Below are 19,764 nucleotides of genomic sequence, written 5' to 3' on the forward strand. Positions count from 1 at the left end.
GAACAATAGTGCGCTCGCATGTGGATAGTCCCGTACGCGGCGCTCGATCAGCCGGTGTACCGGCTCCGCATCCGGGTACCGGTGAGCATTCACGCCCCACTCGTTCAATTGCCGACGCTCGGCCCCGCTCACCGCATCAGCTTCTCCCAGGCAACGCTGCGCCGACCCAGTGAGGAACATCAGCAAGTTCCGCATATGGCCGGCCAGAAGCGCTACCTGCTCCGCCGCGAAGCATTTTTCCTGGAAAAAATAGCCGATCGTCAGCGCATCCTCCGCAGTTACGGTCAAAGTCATCGGGTAGTTGGTCTCTTCCCAATTGCCAGCGATGGAGACACGTGGCGCCCCATTGCCTGGCTGTCGTAGCGCCTCGTCAACCGGATAGTTCTCGAACACCAGGATGCTGTCGAACAATCCCTGCCCATTGGAGCCAGCCCAACGCTGAATTTCGAAAAGCGGAGTGTGCTCGTGTTCACGTGATGCGATGTTCTGCGCTTGCAGCATGCGCAGCCAATCACCTATCCGCTGCTCCGGCCGAGGGCGCGCCACGACGGGAAGAGTGTTGATGAACACCCCCAACACCTCGTCGGCATCGGGCAACTCCGCCGGGCGACCCGACGTGGTCGCACCGAAGCACACGCCTGCCTGTCCGGTGTAGCGCCGCAGCAATAGCGCCCACGCTGCCTGAACCAGCGTATTCAAGGTTATCCGCTCAGCCCGGACGAACTCCGCCATGCGCGCGGTCTCCGCGGCATCGAACACCTGAATGTGTTCCTGGTGGCCCTGCCCGTCTGCGGACGGTTTGGGCTCGGAGCCGATCCTCGTCGGCCCATCGAAGTCTGCCAATAGTGTCCGCCAGTGCATTTCCGCAGCCGCGCCGTCCCTGGCTAGCAACCAGGCGATGTAGTCCCGGTAGCGTCCTCGCGAAGGAAGCGGGCTTTTCCCGGAATAGCGGGTGAGGATTTCGGCCAGCAGTCGCGCAGTGCTCCAACCGTCCAGCAACAGATGGTGACGCGTCCAGATTAGGTGATATCGACCCGCGCCGCACTGAACCAGCACCAACCGCAACAACGGCGGCGTGGCCAGGTCGAAGCCCCGCTCATGCTCGGCCTGGGCCAATGCGTCGAGCGCAGCGTCGAGGTCGACTCGGTCACGCCAGTCGTATTCGACAAGTGGCAATTCAACCGATCGAGCTACCCATTGAAGCGAGGCTTCGCCCTGCATGAAGCCCGTGCGCAACACTTCATGCCGATCGAGCGTCGTCTTCCATGCCGCCTTGAAGCGGGCAGCATCAAGATCTTCCAGATCCAGCCGGAGCTGATTGACGTACACCGTCCCTTCCGGCTCGAGAATGCTGTGAAACAACATCCCGGCCTGCATCGGCGACAGTGGATAGAGGTCAGCCACGCGATCCCATGGCAGCCGCAATCCGTCGAGTCGATCCTGGCTGATCCCGGCCAGCGGGAAGTCAGACGGCGTCACACCCTGCGCGCCGTTCAGGCAGTGCTCGATCAAGTTTTCCAGTTCATCCAGGAACCGTCGGGATAGGTCCCTTATCGTGGCCTCGTCATGGACCGCCGTGCTAAAGGTCCAGCGCACGCGCAACTCGCCGCGGTGCACCTCCGCGTCGATGCTCAGCCACGTCCGGCGCCGGCTGCCGGGAGCACGCTCCTGTCCCGCGCTCTCGCGAGCCAGCCGCCATATCGTGTCAACACCGAAGCTCTGATCGATCCGACCGAGATAGTTGAACGTGACCTGAGGATAGGCGCCATCGGCAAGCACACGCCCCTCGTCTCCAAGGTAGCGCAGCACGCCGTAGCCGATCCCCTTGTTCGGCACCTGCCGCAACTGCTCCTTGATGGCTTTCAGGCTGCCGCCAGGGCTCCCATCCGCTTCCCGGCTCGTATCTCCCGGCGCCAGACGTACCGGATACAGCGTGGTGAACCAGCCCGCGGTTCGGCTCAGGTCCACGCCATCGAAAAGTTGCTCCTCCCGACCATGGCCCTCGAGTTCGACCAAGACATGTTCGCGCCCATCCCAGGCGCACAAGGTGCGCGCCAGGGCTGTCAGCAGGACGTCGTCGATGCGCGTGCGGTAGGCTTGCGGCACATCGGCCAGGAGCTGCTCCGTGCGCGCCTCACCCAGCGAGGTAATGAGCGTGCGCGCGTCGGCCACCGTGTTGCTGCCGTCCGCGACACCGGGCAGCGCCTGTTCCGCTCCCCCAACGACGCTCTCCCAATAGGTCAGTTCGTCGCGCAGCTTGGCGCTATCGGCATAGCGTGCCAGCGCTGTGGACCAATCCCGCAATGACGTGGTCACAGGGGGAAGATCCGGCGTACGTCCCTCTCGAATCTGCCCGCACACGGCCTGAAGGTCATCAAGAATCACACGCCACGAAACACCGTCGACGACGAGGTGATGGGCAACCAGCAGCAAGCGGCCGGCACGCCCGCCGCCCAGATTCATCCACACCGCTTTAAATGGCCGTTGCAGGCTCAGACTGCGCTGAGCGCGATCGGCAGCATTCTCGATGGCCACAGCGATATCGCCCTCTGCGGCGAGATCGATCTCCTCGAAGACTGGATGGCCTGGCGGCAAACTGCACAGCGACCAGCGGTGGTCGGCGCCACGTTCGAAAGTCAGACGCAAAGCCTCGTGATGCACGACGAGGGCTTCGACAGCCCGCCGCACCTGTGCCGGTTCAATCACCTCGGTAGCGCTGAGGAGCAGCGACTGGTTCCAGTGGTGATCGTCCTCGAACTTCTGTTCAAAAAACCAAGCCTGCACGGGTATCGGCGCAAACCGCATGCCTGCCTCGGACGACGCCGCGGTCGCTGCGGCGGTCGCCATCGGCGCAGCTTCCTGGGTAGCGACCGCCGCGACTGCGGCGACGGTCTGACGCTCCATCAGTTCTTTTGGCGTGAAGCGCAGTCCCTGCTTGCGAGCCCGCGCGATGATTTGAAGGGCGAGGATCGAGTCACCGCCAAGTTCGAAAAAATTGTCATGACGGCCGACCTGATCTACTCGAAGTACTTGCTTCCATACGTCGGCCAGCGCCTGTTCCACTTCGCCTTGGGGCGCCTCGTAACGCCCCGCCGCGCGCTCCTCGGGCAGCGGCAACGCCTTGCGGTCGACCTTGCCGTTAGCCGTCAGCGGCAAGACGTCCAGTTGCATGATCGCGCTGGGCATCATGTACTCTGGCAGCTTTCGGGCGAGCCTTTCTCTCAAGTCCTCCGCCGCGAGCTTCTCCCCGGTCTGGGGCACGATATATGCGTGGATTTGAGTTTGTCGATCCTCGTCCTCGCGGATGATGACTTCGGCCGCCATGACGCCGGTCATTCCGAGCAACGCCTGGGCAATCTCCCGCAGCTCCACCCGATAGCCGCGCACTTTCACCTGGTCGTCCGCCCGGCCCAGGTATTCGAGATTGCCGTCCTCCAGCATCCTCACCCGGTCTCCCGTGCGATAGAGGCGCTCGCCTGTCTTGGTTGGACTAGCGACGAAGCGTTCGGCTGTTTGTGCGGCACGCCCCTGGTAGCCGCGCGCCACGCCCGGACCGCCCACATACAATTCGCCGGCCACCCCGAACGGCACCGGATTGAGATTCACATCCAGTACGCAGGCATAGCCATTGGCTAGCGGTTTCCCGACGGGCAAGGCGCTGGCCGTGCGCAGCGCCACACGCGCTTCCTGCGTAAGAATGCCCACCGTGGTCTCGGTCGGACCGTAGTGATTGAGTACCTGGCACCCCGGTTTCAAGTCCGCGACCTGCTTCAGCAGCGACCACCGTGTCGTCTCGCCTCCAACCACCAGCCGACTCGTCGGCAGCACTTCTTCCGGCGTACCCGCATTCAGGAGAGCCTGAAGGTGACTGGGCACGATCTTTAGTACATCTACCTGATGTCTGCTCATGTACTCGGCGAAGGCATCCGGATCGAAGGTGCGTTCCGTGGAGATCAAATGCAATTCCCGTCCGGAGCACAAGGCGCCGAACAGCACCGTGTGCCCCAAGTCGGCCGCGACGGTCGAAACCATCGCCATGCTGCGCGCGCTTTCGGGAAGATCGAGGCGCTCCAGCAAGGCCTGCACATAGTTGGCCAATGCGCCGTGACTGATCACCACCCCCTTCGGATTCCCGGTGGAACCGGATGTGTAGATGACGTAGGCGGCCTGCGAGGGATGTATCGACGGCACAACTCGAACAGGATCCTGTTCCGGTGCGACAGCAAGTTCAAGCGAAAAAACGGGAATATCCGGCTGCCAGGCCGGTCTTCCGCTGCTCAGCAACAGCGCGGCACCGCTATCCCGCAACTGGAAGGCCAACCGATCTGGCGGCAAGGAGGGATCGAGAGGGACATAGGCGCCGCCCGCCTTCAACACGGCCAATAAGCCAACAACGAACCGGCACGATCGTTCCGCGTATACGCCCACGCGGACGTCGCAACCGACCCCTCTTGCGATCAGCGTCTGCGCCAGACGGCCGGACTGTCGGTCCAGTTCGGCGTAAGTCAGGCAGTGATCTTCGTCTCTTACCGCAAACTTCGCCGAACCCGCCTCGGCGGCCAGTTTCCACATCCGGACCACACTTGGCGCGCCGAATTCGCGTTGCGCGCCCGCGGCTTCGGAAACGGGAAGCGGCAAGGAAAGATCCGCCACCATCCTGTGTGGAAAGTCGACTGCCTGCGCCGCGAAGCTCTCCAGGGTGGCGGCGAACGCATGAACGATTGCCTCGTCAAACAGCGCTTCCGAATAGATCAAGTCGCAACGTATGCCGTCATCGCGATCAGTAAAATCCAGACTCAAGTCAAAATGAGCCTGGCCACTGGATATGGGAACGAACTCCACCTCCAGATCGCCCGCGATTCTGATTTCCGGGACATGCTCCTGCTGAGTACATTTGACCTGGAAAAACGGATGTACCCCGGCGTCCCGTTCCGGTCGAAGCGCATCGACCAGCAGGTCGAAGGGCAAATCCTGATGGGCGTGTGCATCCAGCACTGTCTCACGAACCCGACCGAGAATATCTACAAAGCTGCTCGCCGGATCCACCCGGGTGCGCATGACCAGCAAGTTGAGAAAGTAGCCGACCAGCCCCTGTGTTTCGGCCTTCCTGCGGTTGGCGACCGGGGCGCCGACACGTACATCCTGCGCACCGCTGAAACGATGGAGCGTCAGTTTCAACAACGCCAGCATCACCATATACAGCGAGGCTCGGTGAGACCGTGCCAGAACGCGAATGCGCTCGCTCAATTCACGCGGCAGCTGGAACTCGTAGTGATTTTCCTTTGATTCGATAACGCCGCCTCTCGGCCGCAACATAGGCAACTCGACGGGCGGATGCTCGATACCCAGCCGCGACCGCCAGTACTCCAACTGGCGGTCGCGCTCGCCGGCATCGAACCAATTCCGCTGCCAGACGGCATAGTCGGCAAACTGCACTGGCAGAGCATCCAGTTCTTGCGAGTGTGCGCCGCAAGCATTTCGATACAGAATCAGGAGTTCGTCCAGCAGTATTCGCACGGACGCGCCATCCCCCGCTATGTGGTGCAATACGATGCCCAGCACATGCTCATCTTCGCTGACCTCCCATAACGTGGCCCGCACCGGCGGTTCGGCATCGAGCTTGAATGGCTGACGAACCAGAGCCTGTTGCTGTGAATTCAGCGTCCGCACGCGCCTGTCTTCAGGCTCCGCGCGGAGATCCGCCACATTCACCTGAACGGCTTCCGACGGCAGAATCACCTGGGCGGGTTCACCGTCGATGCCGACACGAAAGATTGTGCGCAGAGTTTCATGTCGTCGCGCCAGATCTCGCATGGCGGCAAGCATTGCATCCTTGGCCAACACGCCCCTGAAGCGCAGGAACCCCGGCATGTTGTAGGCTGGGCTGGACGGATCAAGCTGCCAGGTCAACCAAAGGCCTCTCTGCGCATAAGAGATCGGCAGCGCCTCGCTACGATCCACCGGAACAATGGGCAAATCGACGTAACTCAGACCCGCTTCTCCAAGTTTCGTCAGAAATCCCCGCCGCGCTTCCGGGGACAGCGCCATAAAGCGGCGGGCTAGGCTTTTTTCGTCCAGTTCCATCGTTTCAGACCTCGAATTCGCTCATCAGGTTGTGCATCAGCGCAAGTCGGTCCTGACGCGAGCCTGCGTCGGGCATCCGTTCCTCCGAAAGCCGCAACGCAAAGTCCCGCAGGGTCGGCGCTTCGAAGAACATGCGCACCGGGACGTCGCATGCATAGCGATTCGCCAGAACCGCCGCCATCCGGACCGCAATGAGCGAATGCCCGCCCAATTCGAAGAAGTTGTCATTACGGTCAACACGCTCGACGCCCAACGCCTCGGTCCAGAGCTGTGCCAACACGGTCTCCACCTCACCCACAGGCATCTCGAACATCGGGAGGGTCGGCGTTTCGGGTTCCGGCAGCGCGCGGCGATCCACCTTGCCGTTGGCGTTGAGGGGCAAGGATTCCATTGAAATGATCACGCCAGGCACCATGTAATCCGGCAGCGCCCGGGCAAGCCGAGCGCGCAGTTCGCGCACATCAAGCATCTTTTCGGTCGCCAGGGACACGTAAGCGACCAATCTGGCGCCCTTGTCCACTACTACCGCCTCGCGAATCTCAGGCTGGGCCAGCAACCGGGCCTCCACCTCCCCCAGCTCGATCCGCACGCCGCGGATCTTCACCTGATGGTCCGTCCGGCCCAGGAACTCCAGCTGCCCCTCCCCATTCCACCGCGCCAGGTCTCCCGTGCGGTACAGCCGGCCGCCCGCCTCGTCGAACGGGTCCGCCACATAACGCTCCGAACTCAAACCCGGTCGACTCAGATAGCCACGGCCCAGCAGATCGCCACCGATGTACAACTCGCCTTCCACCCCTTGCGGAACCAGATTCAGCGATGCATCCAATACGTAGGACCTGGTTTGGGCGATCGGCCGCCCAATCGGCACCCGGCTTTGACCGTCGTCCCGGCACGTCCACTGCGTCACGTGGATGGTCGTCTCGGTCGGGCCGTAAAGATTCTGCAGGCTCCCCCCCCTGAGCCGGCGCAGTGCCTCGCCTTGAATGGCCGCGGAAATGGCCTCGCCGCCGCACATCACGTACCGCAGCCGCGTCTGCGTCTCGATGCCTTCATGCGCCAGAAAGGCCTGCAGCATCGCCGGCACGAAGTTCAGCGTCGTGATCTGATGCCGACGGATCAGTGCCGTGATCCGCTCGGGATCACGGTGATCGCCCGGCGCGGCCAGCACCAGCCGTATCCCGGCCGTCAGCGGCCAGAAGATCTCCCAGACAGATACATCGAACCCAAACGGCGCCTTGTGCAGCACGGCATCCTCGGAGGTCAGGCCATAGGTCTGCTGCATCCAATTCATGCAGATCGCCAGCGACCGGTGGCGGATAGCCGCTCCCTTGGGCCTGCCCGTGGAACCCGAGGTATAGATCACGTACGCCAGGTTCTCTCCGTGTACGACCACGCCGGGATCGTCTTCCCGCTCGCCGTCGAGATCCAGCGCATCGACCTCCAGCAACCGCAGCCTCTTGTCCACGCAGAGCCGGCCCCGGACCCGGCTCTGCGTAAGCAGCAGCTCGATGCCGCTGTCCTCCACCATGTACGCCAGCCGCTCGCCGGGAAGTTCCGGTTCCAGCGGCACGTAGGCTCCCCCCGCCTTCAGGATCGCCAGCAACCCCGTCACCATCTCGATGGAACGTTCCATGGCAATGCCGACTCTCGTCTCCGGCTTGACCCCGAGGCCGATCAGCCGGTGCGCCAGGCGGTTGGAGCGGCGGTTGAGCTCCTCGTAGCTCACGCTCTCCTCGCCGAACCATAGCGCCACGGCCCGCGGACGGGCCCCCGCCTGGTGCTCGATCTGCCGGTGCACCGGCTCCATCTTGGAAGGTCGGAGCGGATTCTCGCCCCAGGCCCTCAGCTTGTTCCTCTCCGCGCCGCTCAACAACTCGACTTCGCCCACCGCCTGGCGTGGCGCGCCGGCCAGCGCCTCGAGCATCGCAACATAGTGCCCCCCCAGCCGTGCCATGGTCGCAGCATCAAACAGCTCAGCCGCATAGCGGAAGTTCACGACCAAGCGCCCGTCAACATCTTCCACCGTGTCTACGGCCAGCTCGAACTGCGCATGCTCATTACCCGCGGGCTCTTCAGACACTCGCCAGCCCAACCGCTGTTGAAGTAGCGAGTAGTCCCGCCGCAAATGGTTGAACATCACGTCGAAAAGCGGCGCGGCGCCTGCACTGCGCACTGGCCGCAGCGCCTCGACGACCTGGTCGACCGGCGCCTCTTGATTTGCCTGCGCGCCCAGCACGCGCTCCCGGACCTGAGCCAGCACCTGCTCCAGGCTCTGACGAGTCTCGATACTGCTCTTCAGTACCAACGTATTGACGAAAATGCCCACCACGCCCTGCAGTTCCGCTCGCGGGCGGTTGGCGACAGGCACACCGACGCGGACGTCCCGTTGCCCGGTATGGCGGTACAGCAATGCCTGCAAGGCGGCCAACAACACCATGAACAAGGTCGCGCCGTGGGCTTCGGCCTGGCGACGCAGGGCAGCCAGCAGCTCAACCGGGAGTTCGAAGGTATGCAATCCCGCCCGGTATTGAGCAACCGGCAGACGGGGATGATCGACAGGCAGCGCCAGGCTGGGCTGTGGCTCGCCCGGGGGCATGCCGAGCTGCTCCACCCAATACGCCAACTGGCGCTCCTGAGCATCCCGCACGGCGGCGTCGCGCTGCCAACTGGCATAGTCAGCATATTGGATTGGGCAGGCAGGCGGCGCCTCGTCGGCCGCGGGCCCTGCCGCATACAGCGCAGCCAGGTCGTCAACCAAGACCTGCATCGAAGCGCCATCGGCAATGATGTGGTGCATTGCCAGCGTCAGGATATGGCTCTGATCGTCGAGTCGTATCAGCGCCGCCCGCGCCAAGGGGCCGACCGTCAGATCGAAGGGCGGCGCCAGAAATGCGCGCAGCGATTTTCCAGCCTGCGCATCACGCTCGGCGCGCGCCACGGTGCGCAGGTCAACTACCTGGAGTTCCAGGCCGCCCCCAGGGAGGATCATCTGCTCCACCTCGCCATCCGGCCGCGCGCGGAACAGGGTGCGCAGCGCCTCGTGACGCGTGGTCAAACCAGCTACGGCCGCACGCAAGACCTCGACATCCAGCGCGCCCGCGATACGCAGCGCGCCCTGAACATGATATGCGGTGCTGTGCGGATCCAGCCGCCACAGGAACCACTGCCGCTGCTGGGCGGGCGACAAAGGCAGGGGCTTGGAGCGCCGTTCCGCAGACAGCACGGGGATGCAGGCCAAACGCGTGCGCGATCCGACTTGCAGGCAGGTCTTCAAGGCCAAAGCCTGCTCGCTCAGCCTCGGCGATTCGAACACCTGGCGTACCGGGAAGTCTGTCTCCCAGATTTGAGAGATGCGTGCAGCCAACTGTATCGCGGCCAGGGAATTCCCGCCCAGCGTGAAGAAGTGCGCTTCACTGCCGTACCGCCGTGCCTCTTCGTGTCCAAGAACCTCGCGCCAAACGTTCGCCAACGCCTGGATCTGATCCTCTGCGTGGGCATTTATGCCATCCACAGCCGCCGCGCCAATGTCCACGCCCGCCACGAAACGCCCGCTCTCGTACAGCGCGTAGGCATCGAGCGTGCGCTCGGCCCATCCTTTGCGGCAAGCGGCGCGCTGTAGCTTGCCGCTGGAAGTCTTGGGTAACGCTCCGGGCTGCAGCAACACAACCACTCTCGGCGCCTCTCCGCATTGCTCGCTCACGGCCGCGCCCAGGGCATCGACCAGCGCCTGCGGCGGCACGAGCTTTTGCAGACCACGCGACACCTCGGCCACGACGCCTATACCTTCCTGTCCGTCGAGTTCCACCGCGAAGGCCGCCACCCGGCCTTTGCGTACGGCCTCGACCCGCTCTTCCACCACGCGTTCGATGTCCTGCGGGTACAGATTGTGCCCGCGCACGATGATCATGTCCTTGAGCCGGCCAGCAACAAAGAGCTGACCATCCTGCAAAAAGCCCAGGTCACCAGTGCGCAACCAGCGGCGTCCGTCGCACTCGACGAAAGTCTCGGCACTTTCGCGTGGCTTGTTCCAATAGCCCGCTGCGATGCTGGGCCCGCCAGCCCAGATTTCGCCGATGACACCCTCAGGCGCGGCCGCGCCGGACACCGGATCGGAAATCCGCAATTCATGCTCCGGCGCCACGCCGCCGCATCCTACCAGCACGGCGCCATCGATTCGCGCTATCGCCTGCCGCATTGCAAGCGCTTCGCAGTCATAGCGGCCCACCGCCATGCCGCTCCCCCTGCGCCCGCCGGTGACGAACAACGTCGCCTCGGCCAGGCCATAGCAGGGGTAAACGGCGCCGGCGCTGAATCCCACCGACGCGAACCGTTCGACAAACGCTTCCATCGTGTCGTGCCGCACAGGCTCGGCGCCGGTGTAGGCCACGCGCCAGCTCGACAGATCCAGGCCCTCCGCGCGGCCTTCCTTGATTCGATCCAGGCACAAGCGGTAGGCAAAATCCGGACCGCCGCTAATCGTTATCCGATGACGCGAGATCATCTCGAGCCATCGCACCGGGCGCTCCAGGAAGAAGCGCGGCGATGACAGCACGCAGGGGATGCCGCTGTAGAAGGGCTGCAACAGTCCGCCGATCAGGCCCATGTCATGGAACAAGGGCGACCACACGCCGAACTTGTCGTCGGGACCGATCGAAAGCCCTGCGCGGATGGCACGCTCATTGGCCATCAGGTTGGCGTGCGTAACCATCACGCCCTTGGGCGCGGAGGTGGATCCGGAGGTGTACTGCAGAAAGGCGACGTCCGCGCCGTCCGGCCGCTGCGGGTGCCAGAGGCTCGCAGCCGCCAGGTCGACCTCGTCCACGGCCACGATATCCAGCATGCCGAACTGGCGCGCCGCCTCCTCGACCAGTGCGCATAGCGCGCCGGAGGTCAGCACACCCCGCGCCTGGGCGTCCTCGGCTATACCTCTAAGCCGCGCCAGATGTTGCGGACGCGCGGATTCGGGGGGGAATGCCGGCACCGCAATCACGCCGGCATGGAAGCAGGCAAACATGCTGACCGCATAGTGCTCATCGTTGTCGAGCAGGATCAGCGCGCGGTCGCCCTTGCGATAGCGCACTTGCAAAACCGCGGCAAGCGCCAACACACGCTGGGCGAACGCGCCATAGGTCAAGGCGGTCTCGACGAGCTCGCCTTCCCGATCCGCGACCACTGTCAGCGCGATGTCCTCGGGACGGTCGGCAGCGAGTAGGCGCAGGCCGTCGACAAAATTCTCGGGGTGTAAAAAACTCTCTTGCGGCATGGCCAGCTTCGTCATGAGGATTCCCTTGTTCGGCGATGCGTTCAGAACTTGCCCAGATTGCCGTGCGGTTCGGCCATGGCCACCACCACCTTGCGCAGTCCCTTGAAGGGCGAGCGCGCGTGGGCGACCAGCATGTTGTCCAGCATCGTGACGTCGCCCTGCTCCCACTTGAAGGAAACGGTCTCGGCGTCCAGCACGGCCCGCACTTCGTCGAGCACTGCGTCCGGCATCTGCGAGCCGTCCGCGAAAAGGGTGTTGCGCGGCAGGTTGTCCACGCCCAACAGCTCAACCAGAGAGTCGCGCACCTCGGGATGCAGGTTGGAAACATGGAACAAATGGGCCTGGTTGAACCAGACCACCTCGCCAGTCACTGGATGCGTCTCGATGGCCTGGCACCGCTGGGTCGTGCGCAGATCTCCATCGGGCTTCCATTCCCAGTGGATGCCGTTGTTGCGGCAGAAGGCTTCGACCTCGCCGCGGTTCTCTGTGTTGAACACCGCCTGCCAGGGCACATCGAAGTCGCCATAGTTGCGCACATAGATGACGCCGGGCGCGAAGCGGTCGCGGATCGCAGCGGGCATGCGCCGGTAGATCGCACGGCTGTCCGCGATCGGCGTCTCGCCGCCCTCCAGCGCGGGCATCACGCAATGAAACCAGGCTTTCATCGGCCACTGGCGCGTGTAGGCCTGTTCGTTGTGCAGTGGAATGGACTGGTGGGCCGGATACTCGGTCGCGGTGTAGACCCCGCCGCCCACGGCCGTTCGCGGCGTGGAGCCGAACTCGTAGCTCAACAGCGGATGCCCGAAGCGGGCGGCGAACTCCCGGAAGCCCTCCACGGAAGGTACGTCGAAGCCGCGCAGCAATACCCCGCCGACGGTCGCCACCTTAGCCTCGATCTCGGCGCGCAAGCGCGGCAACGCATCCAGCAAGGGCTCGCCCGCGCGGGCGGGCGTAATCAGTGCAGGCAGATCGGATCCAGGCGGAGCCCGGCGTTCAAATCGAGTCACCAGATCATTCATCGCAATCCTCCCTTGGCGTCGGGCTGCCAGGCCAAGGCGGCGGCATAGCCGGACGGAGCGCCGAGACGCAGAACATCCACGCACGGCCCTTGCAGATCCACACGACGCAACGCATAGCGGCTACCCTCACCCGGATCGGGCGCCAGTACCGACAAGCGCTGCAAGTGCTCCGACACGCCCAGGCCCAGAGCTTTCAGCACGGCTTCCTTGGCGGTCCAGCAATCGAAAAAATCGAGCCGCCGCGCTGCGGGCAGCTCACATTCCTGCATCGACAACACCAACCGGGACAGGCCCGCGAAATCGCAATTCGGATCGCGGCGTTCGATATCGACACCGACCGGAACGCTGTCCGATAAGGCAATCAAGGCGTAGTCTCCGGCATGGGAAACGTTGAAGTACGGAGCAGGATCGGCGGAGCACGCTACGTCCAGACGCGGCTTGCCATGCTTGTTGGCCGCGAACCTCAAGCGTTCCGGGCGGCAATCCAGGCGCGCGCCCAGCAGTCTGCGCAATGCCGCCCGCGCGCTGACGAAGCGGACCTTGTCGCCGTGCCGATGGAAGCGCTGCGCGCGCGCGGTCTCTTCACTGCTGAGCAAAGCCAGGTCGCTTTCCGCCACGGGTGCGGCCAGATCGACCGCAAGCTGGAACACCTGGATGCCCGTCGGCAGCGGATCAGGCAGTTGCCGCGGCTGCATGGCCTGCTCCGGAACATTGGCGAGCCAACTCGCGCGTAATGGCCGCCAGCACTTGCTGCTCGTGCTGGCGGATGAAGAAATGTCCGCCATCGAACCAGTCGAGCGTGTAGTCATGACGGGTCTCACGTCGCCAGGCCTCGATACGTTCCGCGTCGATGTCGTCCAGTCTTCCGGCAAAGGCATGCACCGGCACCGGTAGCGGCTCGGACAGGCGATAGCGGAAGCTTCCGCAAACGCGGTAGTCGGCAGCCAGCGCATCCAGGGTCAGGCGCAGCAATTCGGCGCTGTCGAATACGGCTTGCGGCGTGCCACCCTGTTTGCGCAGATCCGCCATCAAGGCGGCGTCATTGTCCAGGTCGGCAAAGCGATCCGGATCCCGGCGCGACGGCGCCGGGCTGGCCGACACGAATACAGCCTGGGGCAGAGGCAGGGCCAGCGCATGCCGACGCTGAGCCACGGCATGGGCCAGCAAGGCTCCCATGCTGTGGCCAAACAATGCATAGCGGCCTTGCATCGCTGCGGCGTGTTCATCGCAGATCCGCTCGACGAGTTGCGCAAAATCTTCGACGTACGGCTCGTCCAGCCGAATTCCGCGCCCGGGCAGCTCCACCGGAACGATGCCGATCCATGCCGGCAAGTGGCGGCGCCACCGCAGATACATGGTTGCGCTCGCGCCCGCGCAGGGCAAGACGAGCAGATTGATGGATGGCGTATGCGTGGCGCTGGACATCAGGCCGCCGTGGCGCTGGATTGAACCGCGACCGCGGATTGTTCGTCCATCCATCGGCGCAGCGACAGAGGCCGCATGTCGGTCCAGGTCTTCTCGACATAGTCGAGAACGGCTTTCTTGTCTCCCTTGACGCCGTCGACGGCGCGCCAGCCGCCGGGTACGGCCTTCCAGTGAGGCCAGATCGAATACTGTTCTTCGTGATTGACGAGAACGATGAAAGTCTCGTCCTCGCGGTCAAAACAACTGGTCGACATGGGCTGCCTCGCGCATTGAAGGAGGTGACCCTCGCTGCGCCGGCCCAATGCCGACTTGCGGGTCACCGCAAGCAAAGACGAGTCAGCTGTTCGGTTTGTTTACCCGCGACGTCCTCCCGGAGCGGACAAGAGCGAACTTCTCTACACACGTTGGTTGCGCGCGGACACATGCAAACGCATCCTTGCGGATGCCACGCTGATCGAGTTTGCTGCGCGGCAGGAGATGCAAGCCGCGCATGGCGGCATGGCGTCAATGGAGGCAGACGTGGCGAGAACAGGCCTGAAAACTAGGCCTTGCCGCCGAGGTCCTCGGCGCCCGGAACATCGATATCGTTCGCGGAAGGAACCAGACCCGCCATCAACCACAGGCGGCCAGCCTTGTCGTAGGCCTGGCGATGTGCCGCATCGGCGGCGAGCCATTGCACCAGCTCGGCTTCGTCGGTTGCATCGAAACTATCGTGCTCGTGCTGGCGTAGCACCCAGGACCAGGCAACATCCCAGACCGGGTCTTGCTTCGAATTGGTGTCATCGCCCATAGGCTACCTTGGGGGCTAAAAGGCTGGTTGGCGCTATGGTAAAGGAAAAGGTTATCCACGATAACCTCTCTGAGGGACGACACGCTGTCCAAACCGCATGCCTGCGCCCACCTGGCCCAAGGGCAACTGCGCAGCCTGATGCCTGCGGGCTCAGGCCTCCAGCAAATCGCGGCAGCTGGCGACGGCTTCGGTGGCATCCCGGAGCATGAAGTTCACAAGCGTGGCTGAGCAGCCCATTTGCCGCGCAACCTCCCGCTGCGTCAAACCGCCGAGCCTGTAGAGTTCGAAGGCGCGCCGCGTCCTGGGCGGCAAGGTGCCCAGGATCTGGTCAATGGCATCGATCACCTGCCGCTCCTGGAAGCGCCGGTCCGGCACGCAGCCGCCGGCGACCTGCGGCAATTCCCCGTCGTCGGTATAGATGCGATACGTAGATTCGACGGCCTGACGGCGACAGTGGTCCAACGCCAGATTGCGAACCACTTGGCAACAATAGCTATAAGGTTTGCTGACATCGCGCGCGCATGCCCCTTCCATGAGTTTCAGATAGGCGTCTTGCGTGACTTCGTCCGCGATCTCCGGCGTGCCCACGATTCTTTGCGCGATGCGACGAAGCTGCGCCCGATGCGCAATGAATATGTCTCCAAGCCCCACTCCCTGCGTACCCATGGACATTGAAGCGCCTCCGCGCAAAGATTTATGGTGACTTGTAATAATTCAATCTATTGCGAACAATTATCATTAATGAAAAATCGAATGTCTATCGCCGCGCCCTCGTTTTCGCCCTAACCTGGCGCTTTTTACAGGGCTTCGAATCTGCTCCAGATTGCTTGCGGCACGAAGCCTCGAAAGCCTCTACGTCAACTTCAGAATGGACAGCCCGCCGGCTCGAGCGGCGCGGCCACGGTATCATCTGCGTCTGTCCCCGGCGACCGCCGACCACGCCCCGGATGTATGGCCAGATGATTAACTGGAACCGGGACCGTGGCAGGCGACGCCGCCGCAAGCCGCATGAATGAACGGTCTACAAAAACCATGAAATTAGCCACCTGGAACGTGAACTCCCTGAATGTGCGCCTGCCGCAGGTGCTCGACTGGCTGGCAGCCAATCCCGTCGACGTGCTGTGTATCCAGGAACTCAAGCTCACGGACGACAAGTTCCCCGAGGCCGCCTTCACCGAAGCCGGCTACCACGCCGTCTGGGCGGGCCAGAAAACCTATAACGGCGTCGCCATCATTTCGCGCGTGCCCGGCACGTCGATGGTGCGCAACATTCCCGGGTATGAAGATCCGCAGCAGCGCGTCCTGGCGCTGACTTTCCCCAGCCCCGAAGGCGATGTGCGCGTGGTCTGCGCCTACTGCCCCAATGGCCAGTCGGTGGGTTCGGACAAGTACGCCTACAAGCTGGACTGGTTCGAAGCCATGCGAGCCTGGCTGGCCGACGAGATCAAGCAGTATCCGCGGCTGGCCGTGCTGGGCGACTACAACGTCGCGCCGGCCGACGAAGACGTGCACAACCCCGAAAAATGGGAAGGCCAGGTGCTGGTGTCCGAGCCGGAGCGCAAGGCTTTCGGCGCCCTGCTCGACCTGGGACTGGCGGATTCCTTCCGCCTTTTCGAGCAACCGGAGAAAGCCTTCAGCTGGTGGGACTACCGCCAGTTCGCGTTCCGCCGCAATGCCGGCCTGCGCATCGATCATGTCCTTCTGTCCGCGCCGCTGGTCAAGCGCTGCACCGCCTGCGTCATCGACAAGGAGCCGCGCCGCAACGAACAACCGTCCGATCACGCCCCGGTCGTTGCGACCTTGGCATTCGCCTGATTTTTTGTTCGGCGGCATATTGCGCAGGCCAAGAACATTCCTGTATAGTCTTGGTCTTGCTTCATTGGGGCGGTAGCTCAGCTGGGAGAGCGTCGCGTTCGCAATGCGAAGGTCGGGAGTTCGATCCTCCTCCGCTCCACCAAAATTCCCGCCAAGACAGGGCGCTACATTTAACGATGTAGTGCCCTGTCTTGCTTTATGCGCCGGGTTCCGGCATCTGCCGAATCTCGATCCCGCAACGTGCGGAAATCGACTGGCTGCCAAGGCGCCGCCCACTTATCGTAGAAGTCCGAGCAACGCGGCGCGAGCGACGGCTGCGGTCCGATTCCGGGCGCCGAGCTTGGAAATGGCGTTTTTCGTATGGAATCTGACCGTCGACTCGGCAATCGCCAGTATTTCGGACACGTCGCTGCTGGTCTTGCCGTCCGCCGCCCATTTTAGAATTTCGGTCTCGCGGCGCGTCAGCGGAGTATCCGGCGTTAATTTAAATCGCGGCAGCAAGACCCTGCTGAGCGCCAGGTGCGCAACGGTCACCAGCCATCGCATGCGCAATTCCTTGCTGAGCAGTTCCTCATCGGAGAGTTGCTCCTTCTGCCTGGCCAGCGTCAGCATTCCGCCGGTTCCGTACGCGTCCAGGTTCGACTGGGCCCATCCCACACAAAGCCCGGCTGCCTGCGCCTCGTCCCAAAGCTCTGGCGTTTCGGCAAATACCCTCTCCGACCAGACGATAGGCAGCGCAGACTGGCTGCAGTGTTTTACGGTAGGGTCGACTTCCACGTAACGCGCCTGTGCGTAGCGCTCCTGCCACACAGTCGGATAATTGCTGATCATGACGACCTGAGGGTTGGTAAACGGCAAGGCCGTCCCCACTGCATACCCACAATAAGTAAACCCCAAATCCAATGCAGCGGCTGCCACCTTCGTGAAAACAGCTTGCTCAGTGGTTGCGCTATTAGTCGCCAATAGAAGGTCTTGTGCCCACGGCTTCATTCTGAATTCCGTCCCCGTGCATTTGCATCGCAATCATTTGAAAATCGCACGGCTGAAATCAAGAAAAGGCCGCTGTCGCAATATAGTTAAACTCCTGAAATATTTCAAAATATAAACAAATATGATTACTTGTTTATATTTTATTTATTGACTGCCGGCATTCAAACGCTTGCGTCGGCGCGCACCGTCGTCGCAGCGACTCGCAGCGCATCCAGGAACAACGATGCCGCAGCCGCGGCGCGCGCATCTCGTCGCGTCATGATGCCCACGGGATGCAGCCGCGCCTGCAAGGCCAGCGGCAGGATGGCCAGTTGCCCGTTTGCCGCCAGAGAGCGCGCCACACGCAGCGGGATGGCCGACAGCAGCGAGGTCCGCTGCAACAACGAGACGATGGTCAGGATGGCGCTGGATTCGATGGCTACCTGCGGAAAGCCTGCGCCGCGCGCCGAGACGGCGGCGGCGACCATGCTGTAGAGCGCGGCGTTGCGCGACGGCAGCACCCAGCGGCAGTTGTCCAGCGCGGCGCCGCTCAGGCGGCTGCGCGAGGCCAGCGGATGGGCGGGGCCGCAGACGACCGCGGTAGCCTCGTCGTAAAGGATCTCGCATTGCAGATCCGCGTCCGCACCCTCCACCCCCAGCCGTCCCACGACGCAGTCCAACTCGCCCGCACGCAAGGCGGGCAGCAACTGCTTTTCCAGGCCCTCGGACAGCTCTATGCGCAGGGCTGGATGGCTTTCTTGCAGGCCTTGCACCGCAAGCGGCACCAGCAGGTGCGCCACCACCGGAAAAATGCCTGCCCGGACCTTGCCGGTCGCGCCGTTGGCGGCCGCCGCGAGTTCGGCGTGCGTCGCATCCAGCTCATTCAGCAGTAGACGCGCGCGATCGATCATCAGCAGGCCCAGCGCGGTCGGCGCGACGCCGTGATGCGAACGCTCGAACAAGGGCTGCCCTGCCAGCGCCTCGGCCTCGCCCAGAAGCTTGCTCAGCGCGGGCTGGCTGAGGTGCATGGCTTCGGCGGCCCGGTGCAGATTTCCGACCCGTCCCAGCTCGTGCAACAAGACCAGGTGGCGGATGCGCAGGCGCGATCGCAGCTGCTGCAGAGTGGGGATGTCCGGCATGGAAGGCAGTCGGTGAGTTGGTTATCGATTGATAAGGAACCGCAATTATCCAGTTATCGCCGACACGCCCATACTGGGGGCATCCCGCTAGTCGGGCGATATTCAAAAAAGGGGAATAGCCATGTTTCATCGTCTTGCCGCGCTGGCGCTGGCCTGCGCCCTGGCGCCTGCCGCCGCGTCCGCCGACATCCGCATTGGCGTGATCGCCAGCAGCACCGGACCCGGAGCCTCCATGGGTTCGCTGTACCGCAGCACCGTGCCGCTCCTGCCCAAGACGCTGGGCGGCCAGCCGGTGGAATACATCGCGCTGGACGATGCGACCGATCCGTCGTCCGCGGTGAGGACCGCCCGCAAGCTGATCACCGAAAACAAGGTGGACGCCATCATCGGCCCGAGCAACGTGCCAACCTCGATGGCGGTCACGGAAGTCGCCCGCGAAGCCCGCACGCCGCAACTCTCGCTGGCGCCCATCGCGGTCAGCCCGGACCGCGCCGAATGGATCTTCGTGGTGGCTCACGGCATAGATCTGATGGTGGACTCGCTGACCGCCGACATGGTCAAGCGCGGCGTGAAGAGCGTGGCCTACATCGGGTTTTCGGACGCCTGGGGCGACGCTGTCTACCGCGCCTTGCAGGAATCGGCCGCCAAGCGCGGCATCAAGGTGCTCAGCAACGAACGCTATGCGCGCACCGACAACTCGGTCACGGCGCAGGTGCTGAAGATCGTCGCCCTCAATCCGGGCGCGGTGCTGGTCGGGGGCTCGGGCACGCCGGGTGCCCTGCCCCATCTGTCGTTGCGCGAACGCGGCTATCAGGGCGTTCAGTACAACACGCATGGTGTGATCAACAAGGATTTCCTGAAGCTCGGCGGCAAGGGAGTCGATGGCGTGATCGTGCCCAGCGGGCCCGTGCAGGTGGTGGAACAGCTGCCCGCGGACAGCCCGATCAAGCCGGTCGCCACGCGTTACGCCCAGCAATATGAATCGACCTACGGCGCCGACTCTCGCAACGCCTTCGCGCCATATACCTACGACGCCTATCTGCTGCTGGACGCGGCCGTGGCCAAGATTCCGGCGGGCACCCAGCCTGGCACCCCGGCCTTCCGCCAGGCGCTGCGCGACGCCCTGGAAAGCCTGCAGGGCACCATCGGCACACAGGGCATCTACATGATGTCGCCCACCAACCACAACGGCCTGGACGAGCGCGGCGTCGTGCTGATGCAGGCCCGTTCGGGCGCCTGGCAGTTCCTGCCGTAAGCCGC

General features: G+C 63.4%; 12 protein-coding genes and 1 tRNA gene. 3 read left to right on the forward strand and 10 right to left on the reverse strand.

Annotation, left to right across the window (positions count from 1 at the left end; genetic code table 11):
- The 8 genes from DXK93_RS01015 to DXK93_RS01050 all read right to left on the reverse strand — a co-directional run.
- Positions 1-6,084 (reverse strand): non-ribosomal peptide synthetase (locus DXK93_RS01015; protein ID WP_119449080.1); only part of this gene is annotated, 6,084 nt, incomplete at its 3' end.
- Between the two features lie 4 nt (positions 6,085-6,088).
- Entirely contained in the window at positions 6,089-11,362 is a 5,274-nt protein-coding gene (locus tag DXK93_RS01020; protein ID WP_119449081.1) for a non-ribosomal peptide synthetase, read from the reverse strand.
- 26 nt (positions 11,363-11,388) lie between these two features.
- Positions 11,389-12,366 (reverse strand): TauD/TfdA family dioxygenase, encoded by a 978-nt coding sequence (locus tag DXK93_RS01025; RefSeq protein ID WP_119449082.1) that lies wholly within the window; start codon positions 12,364-12,366, stop codon positions 11,389-11,391.
- Positions 12,363-13,061 (reverse strand): 4'-phosphopantetheinyl transferase superfamily protein, encoded by a 699-nt coding sequence (locus tag DXK93_RS01030; RefSeq protein ID WP_158598541.1) that lies wholly within the window; start codon positions 13,059-13,061, stop codon positions 12,363-12,365. Before DXK93_RS01030 ends, DXK93_RS01025 begins: the two co-directional genes overlap by 4 nt.
- Positions 13,039-13,791, reverse strand: a complete 753-nt coding sequence (locus tag DXK93_RS01035; protein ID WP_119449084.1) for a thioesterase II family protein — start codon at positions 13,789-13,791, stop codon at positions 13,039-13,041. The genes DXK93_RS01030 and DXK93_RS01035 overlap by 23 nt, the downstream gene beginning before the upstream one ends.
- On the reverse strand, positions 13,791-14,045 hold the full coding sequence (locus tag DXK93_RS01040; protein ID WP_119449085.1) for an MbtH family NRPS accessory protein: 255 nt from the start codon (positions 14,043-14,045) through the stop codon (positions 13,791-13,793). The genes DXK93_RS01035 and DXK93_RS01040 overlap by 1 nt, the downstream gene beginning before the upstream one ends.
- Positions 14,046-14,332: 287 nt before the next feature.
- A complete protein-coding gene (locus DXK93_RS01045) occupies positions 14,333-14,581 on the reverse strand; it encodes a DUF4880 domain-containing protein (protein WP_119449086.1) in 249 nt (82 codons plus the stop codon).
- A gap of 150 nt (positions 14,582-14,731) precedes the next feature.
- Positions 14,732-15,253: a sigma-70 family RNA polymerase sigma factor gene (locus DXK93_RS01050; protein WP_119449087.1), complete on the reverse strand. Its 522-nt coding sequence runs from the start codon at positions 15,251-15,253 to the stop codon at positions 14,732-14,734.
- Between the two features lie 360 nt (positions 15,254-15,613).
- Between DXK93_RS01050 and xth the strand changes: the two genes are divergently transcribed.
- Both xth and DXK93_RS01060 read left to right on the forward strand, forming a co-directional pair.
- Complete coding sequence (gene xth, locus DXK93_RS01055) at positions 15,614-16,396, forward strand: exodeoxyribonuclease III (protein ID WP_119449088.1); 783 nt, start codon at positions 15,614-15,616, stop codon at positions 16,394-16,396.
- A gap of 66 nt (positions 16,397-16,462) precedes the next feature.
- Positions 16,463-16,538 (forward strand) — tRNA-Ala (locus tag DXK93_RS01060).
- Between the two features lie 134 nt (positions 16,539-16,672).
- Here DXK93_RS01060 and DXK93_RS01065 read toward each other — a convergent pair.
- The gene (locus DXK93_RS01065; protein ID WP_054456550.1) at positions 16,673-17,386 is read right to left on the reverse strand and encodes an autoinducer binding domain-containing protein; all 714 of its coding nucleotides are present in this window, start codon (positions 17,384-17,386) and stop codon (positions 16,673-16,675) included.
- A 161-nt stretch (positions 17,387-17,547) separates the two neighbouring features.
- Complete coding sequence (locus DXK93_RS01070; RefSeq protein WP_119449089.1) at positions 17,548-18,504, reverse strand: LysR substrate-binding domain-containing protein; 957 nt, start codon at positions 18,502-18,504, stop codon at positions 17,548-17,550.
- Between the two features lie 121 nt (positions 18,505-18,625).
- Here DXK93_RS01070 and DXK93_RS01075 point away from each other — a divergent pair, with 121 nt between their 5' ends.
- Entirely contained in the window at positions 18,626-19,759 is a 1,134-nt protein-coding gene (locus tag DXK93_RS01075) for an ABC transporter substrate-binding protein (protein ID WP_119449090.1), read from the forward strand.
- Positions 19,760-19,764 lie beyond the last annotated feature (5 nt).

The organism is Achromobacter sp. K91 (genome assembly GCF_003576205.1).
In the GTDB taxonomy this organism is placed as follows: Bacteria; Pseudomonadota; Gammaproteobacteria; order Burkholderiales; family Burkholderiaceae_B; genus Achromobacter; species Achromobacter aegrifaciens.

Bases quoted from the DNA above. Each gene is read 5' to 3' on its own strand.
- DXK93_RS01020 (WP_119449081.1), bottom strand. From the start codon at position 11,362: ATGACGAAGCTGGCCATGCCGCAAGAGAGTTTTTTACACCCCGAGAAT.
- DXK93_RS01025 (WP_119449082.1), bottom strand. From the start codon at position 12,366: ATGAATGATCTGGTGACTCGATTTGAACGCCGGGCTCCGCCTGGATCC.
- DXK93_RS01030 (WP_158598541.1), bottom strand. From the start codon at position 13,061: ATGCAGCCGCGGCAACTGCCTGATCCGCTGCCGACGGGCATCCAGGTG.
- DXK93_RS01035 (WP_119449084.1), bottom strand. From the start codon at position 13,791: ATGTCCAGCGCCACGCATACGCCATCCATCAATCTGCTCGTCTTGCCC.
- DXK93_RS01040 (WP_119449085.1), bottom strand. From the start codon at position 14,045: ATGTCGACCAGTTGTTTTGACCGCGAGGACGAGACTTTCATCGTTCTC.
- DXK93_RS01045 (WP_119449086.1), bottom strand. From the start codon at position 14,581: ATGGGCGATGACACCAATTCGAAGCAAGACCCGGTCTGGGATGTTGCC.
- DXK93_RS01050 (WP_119449087.1), bottom strand. From the start codon at position 15,253: ATGTCCATGGGTACGCAGGGAGTGGGGCTTGGAGACATATTCATTGCG.
- xth (WP_119449088.1), top strand. From the start codon at position 15,614: ATGAAATTAGCCACCTGGAACGTGAACTCCCTGAATGTGCGCCTGCCG.
- DXK93_RS01065 (WP_054456550.1), bottom strand. From the start codon at position 17,386: ATGAAGCCGTGGGCACAAGACCTTCTATTGGCGACTAATAGCGCAACC.
- DXK93_RS01070 (WP_119449089.1), bottom strand. From the start codon at position 18,504: ATGCCGGACATCCCCACTCTGCAGCAGCTGCGATCGCGCCTGCGCATC.
- DXK93_RS01075 (WP_119449090.1), top strand. From the start codon at position 18,626: ATGTTTCATCGTCTTGCCGCGCTGGCGCTGGCCTGCGCCCTGGCGCCT.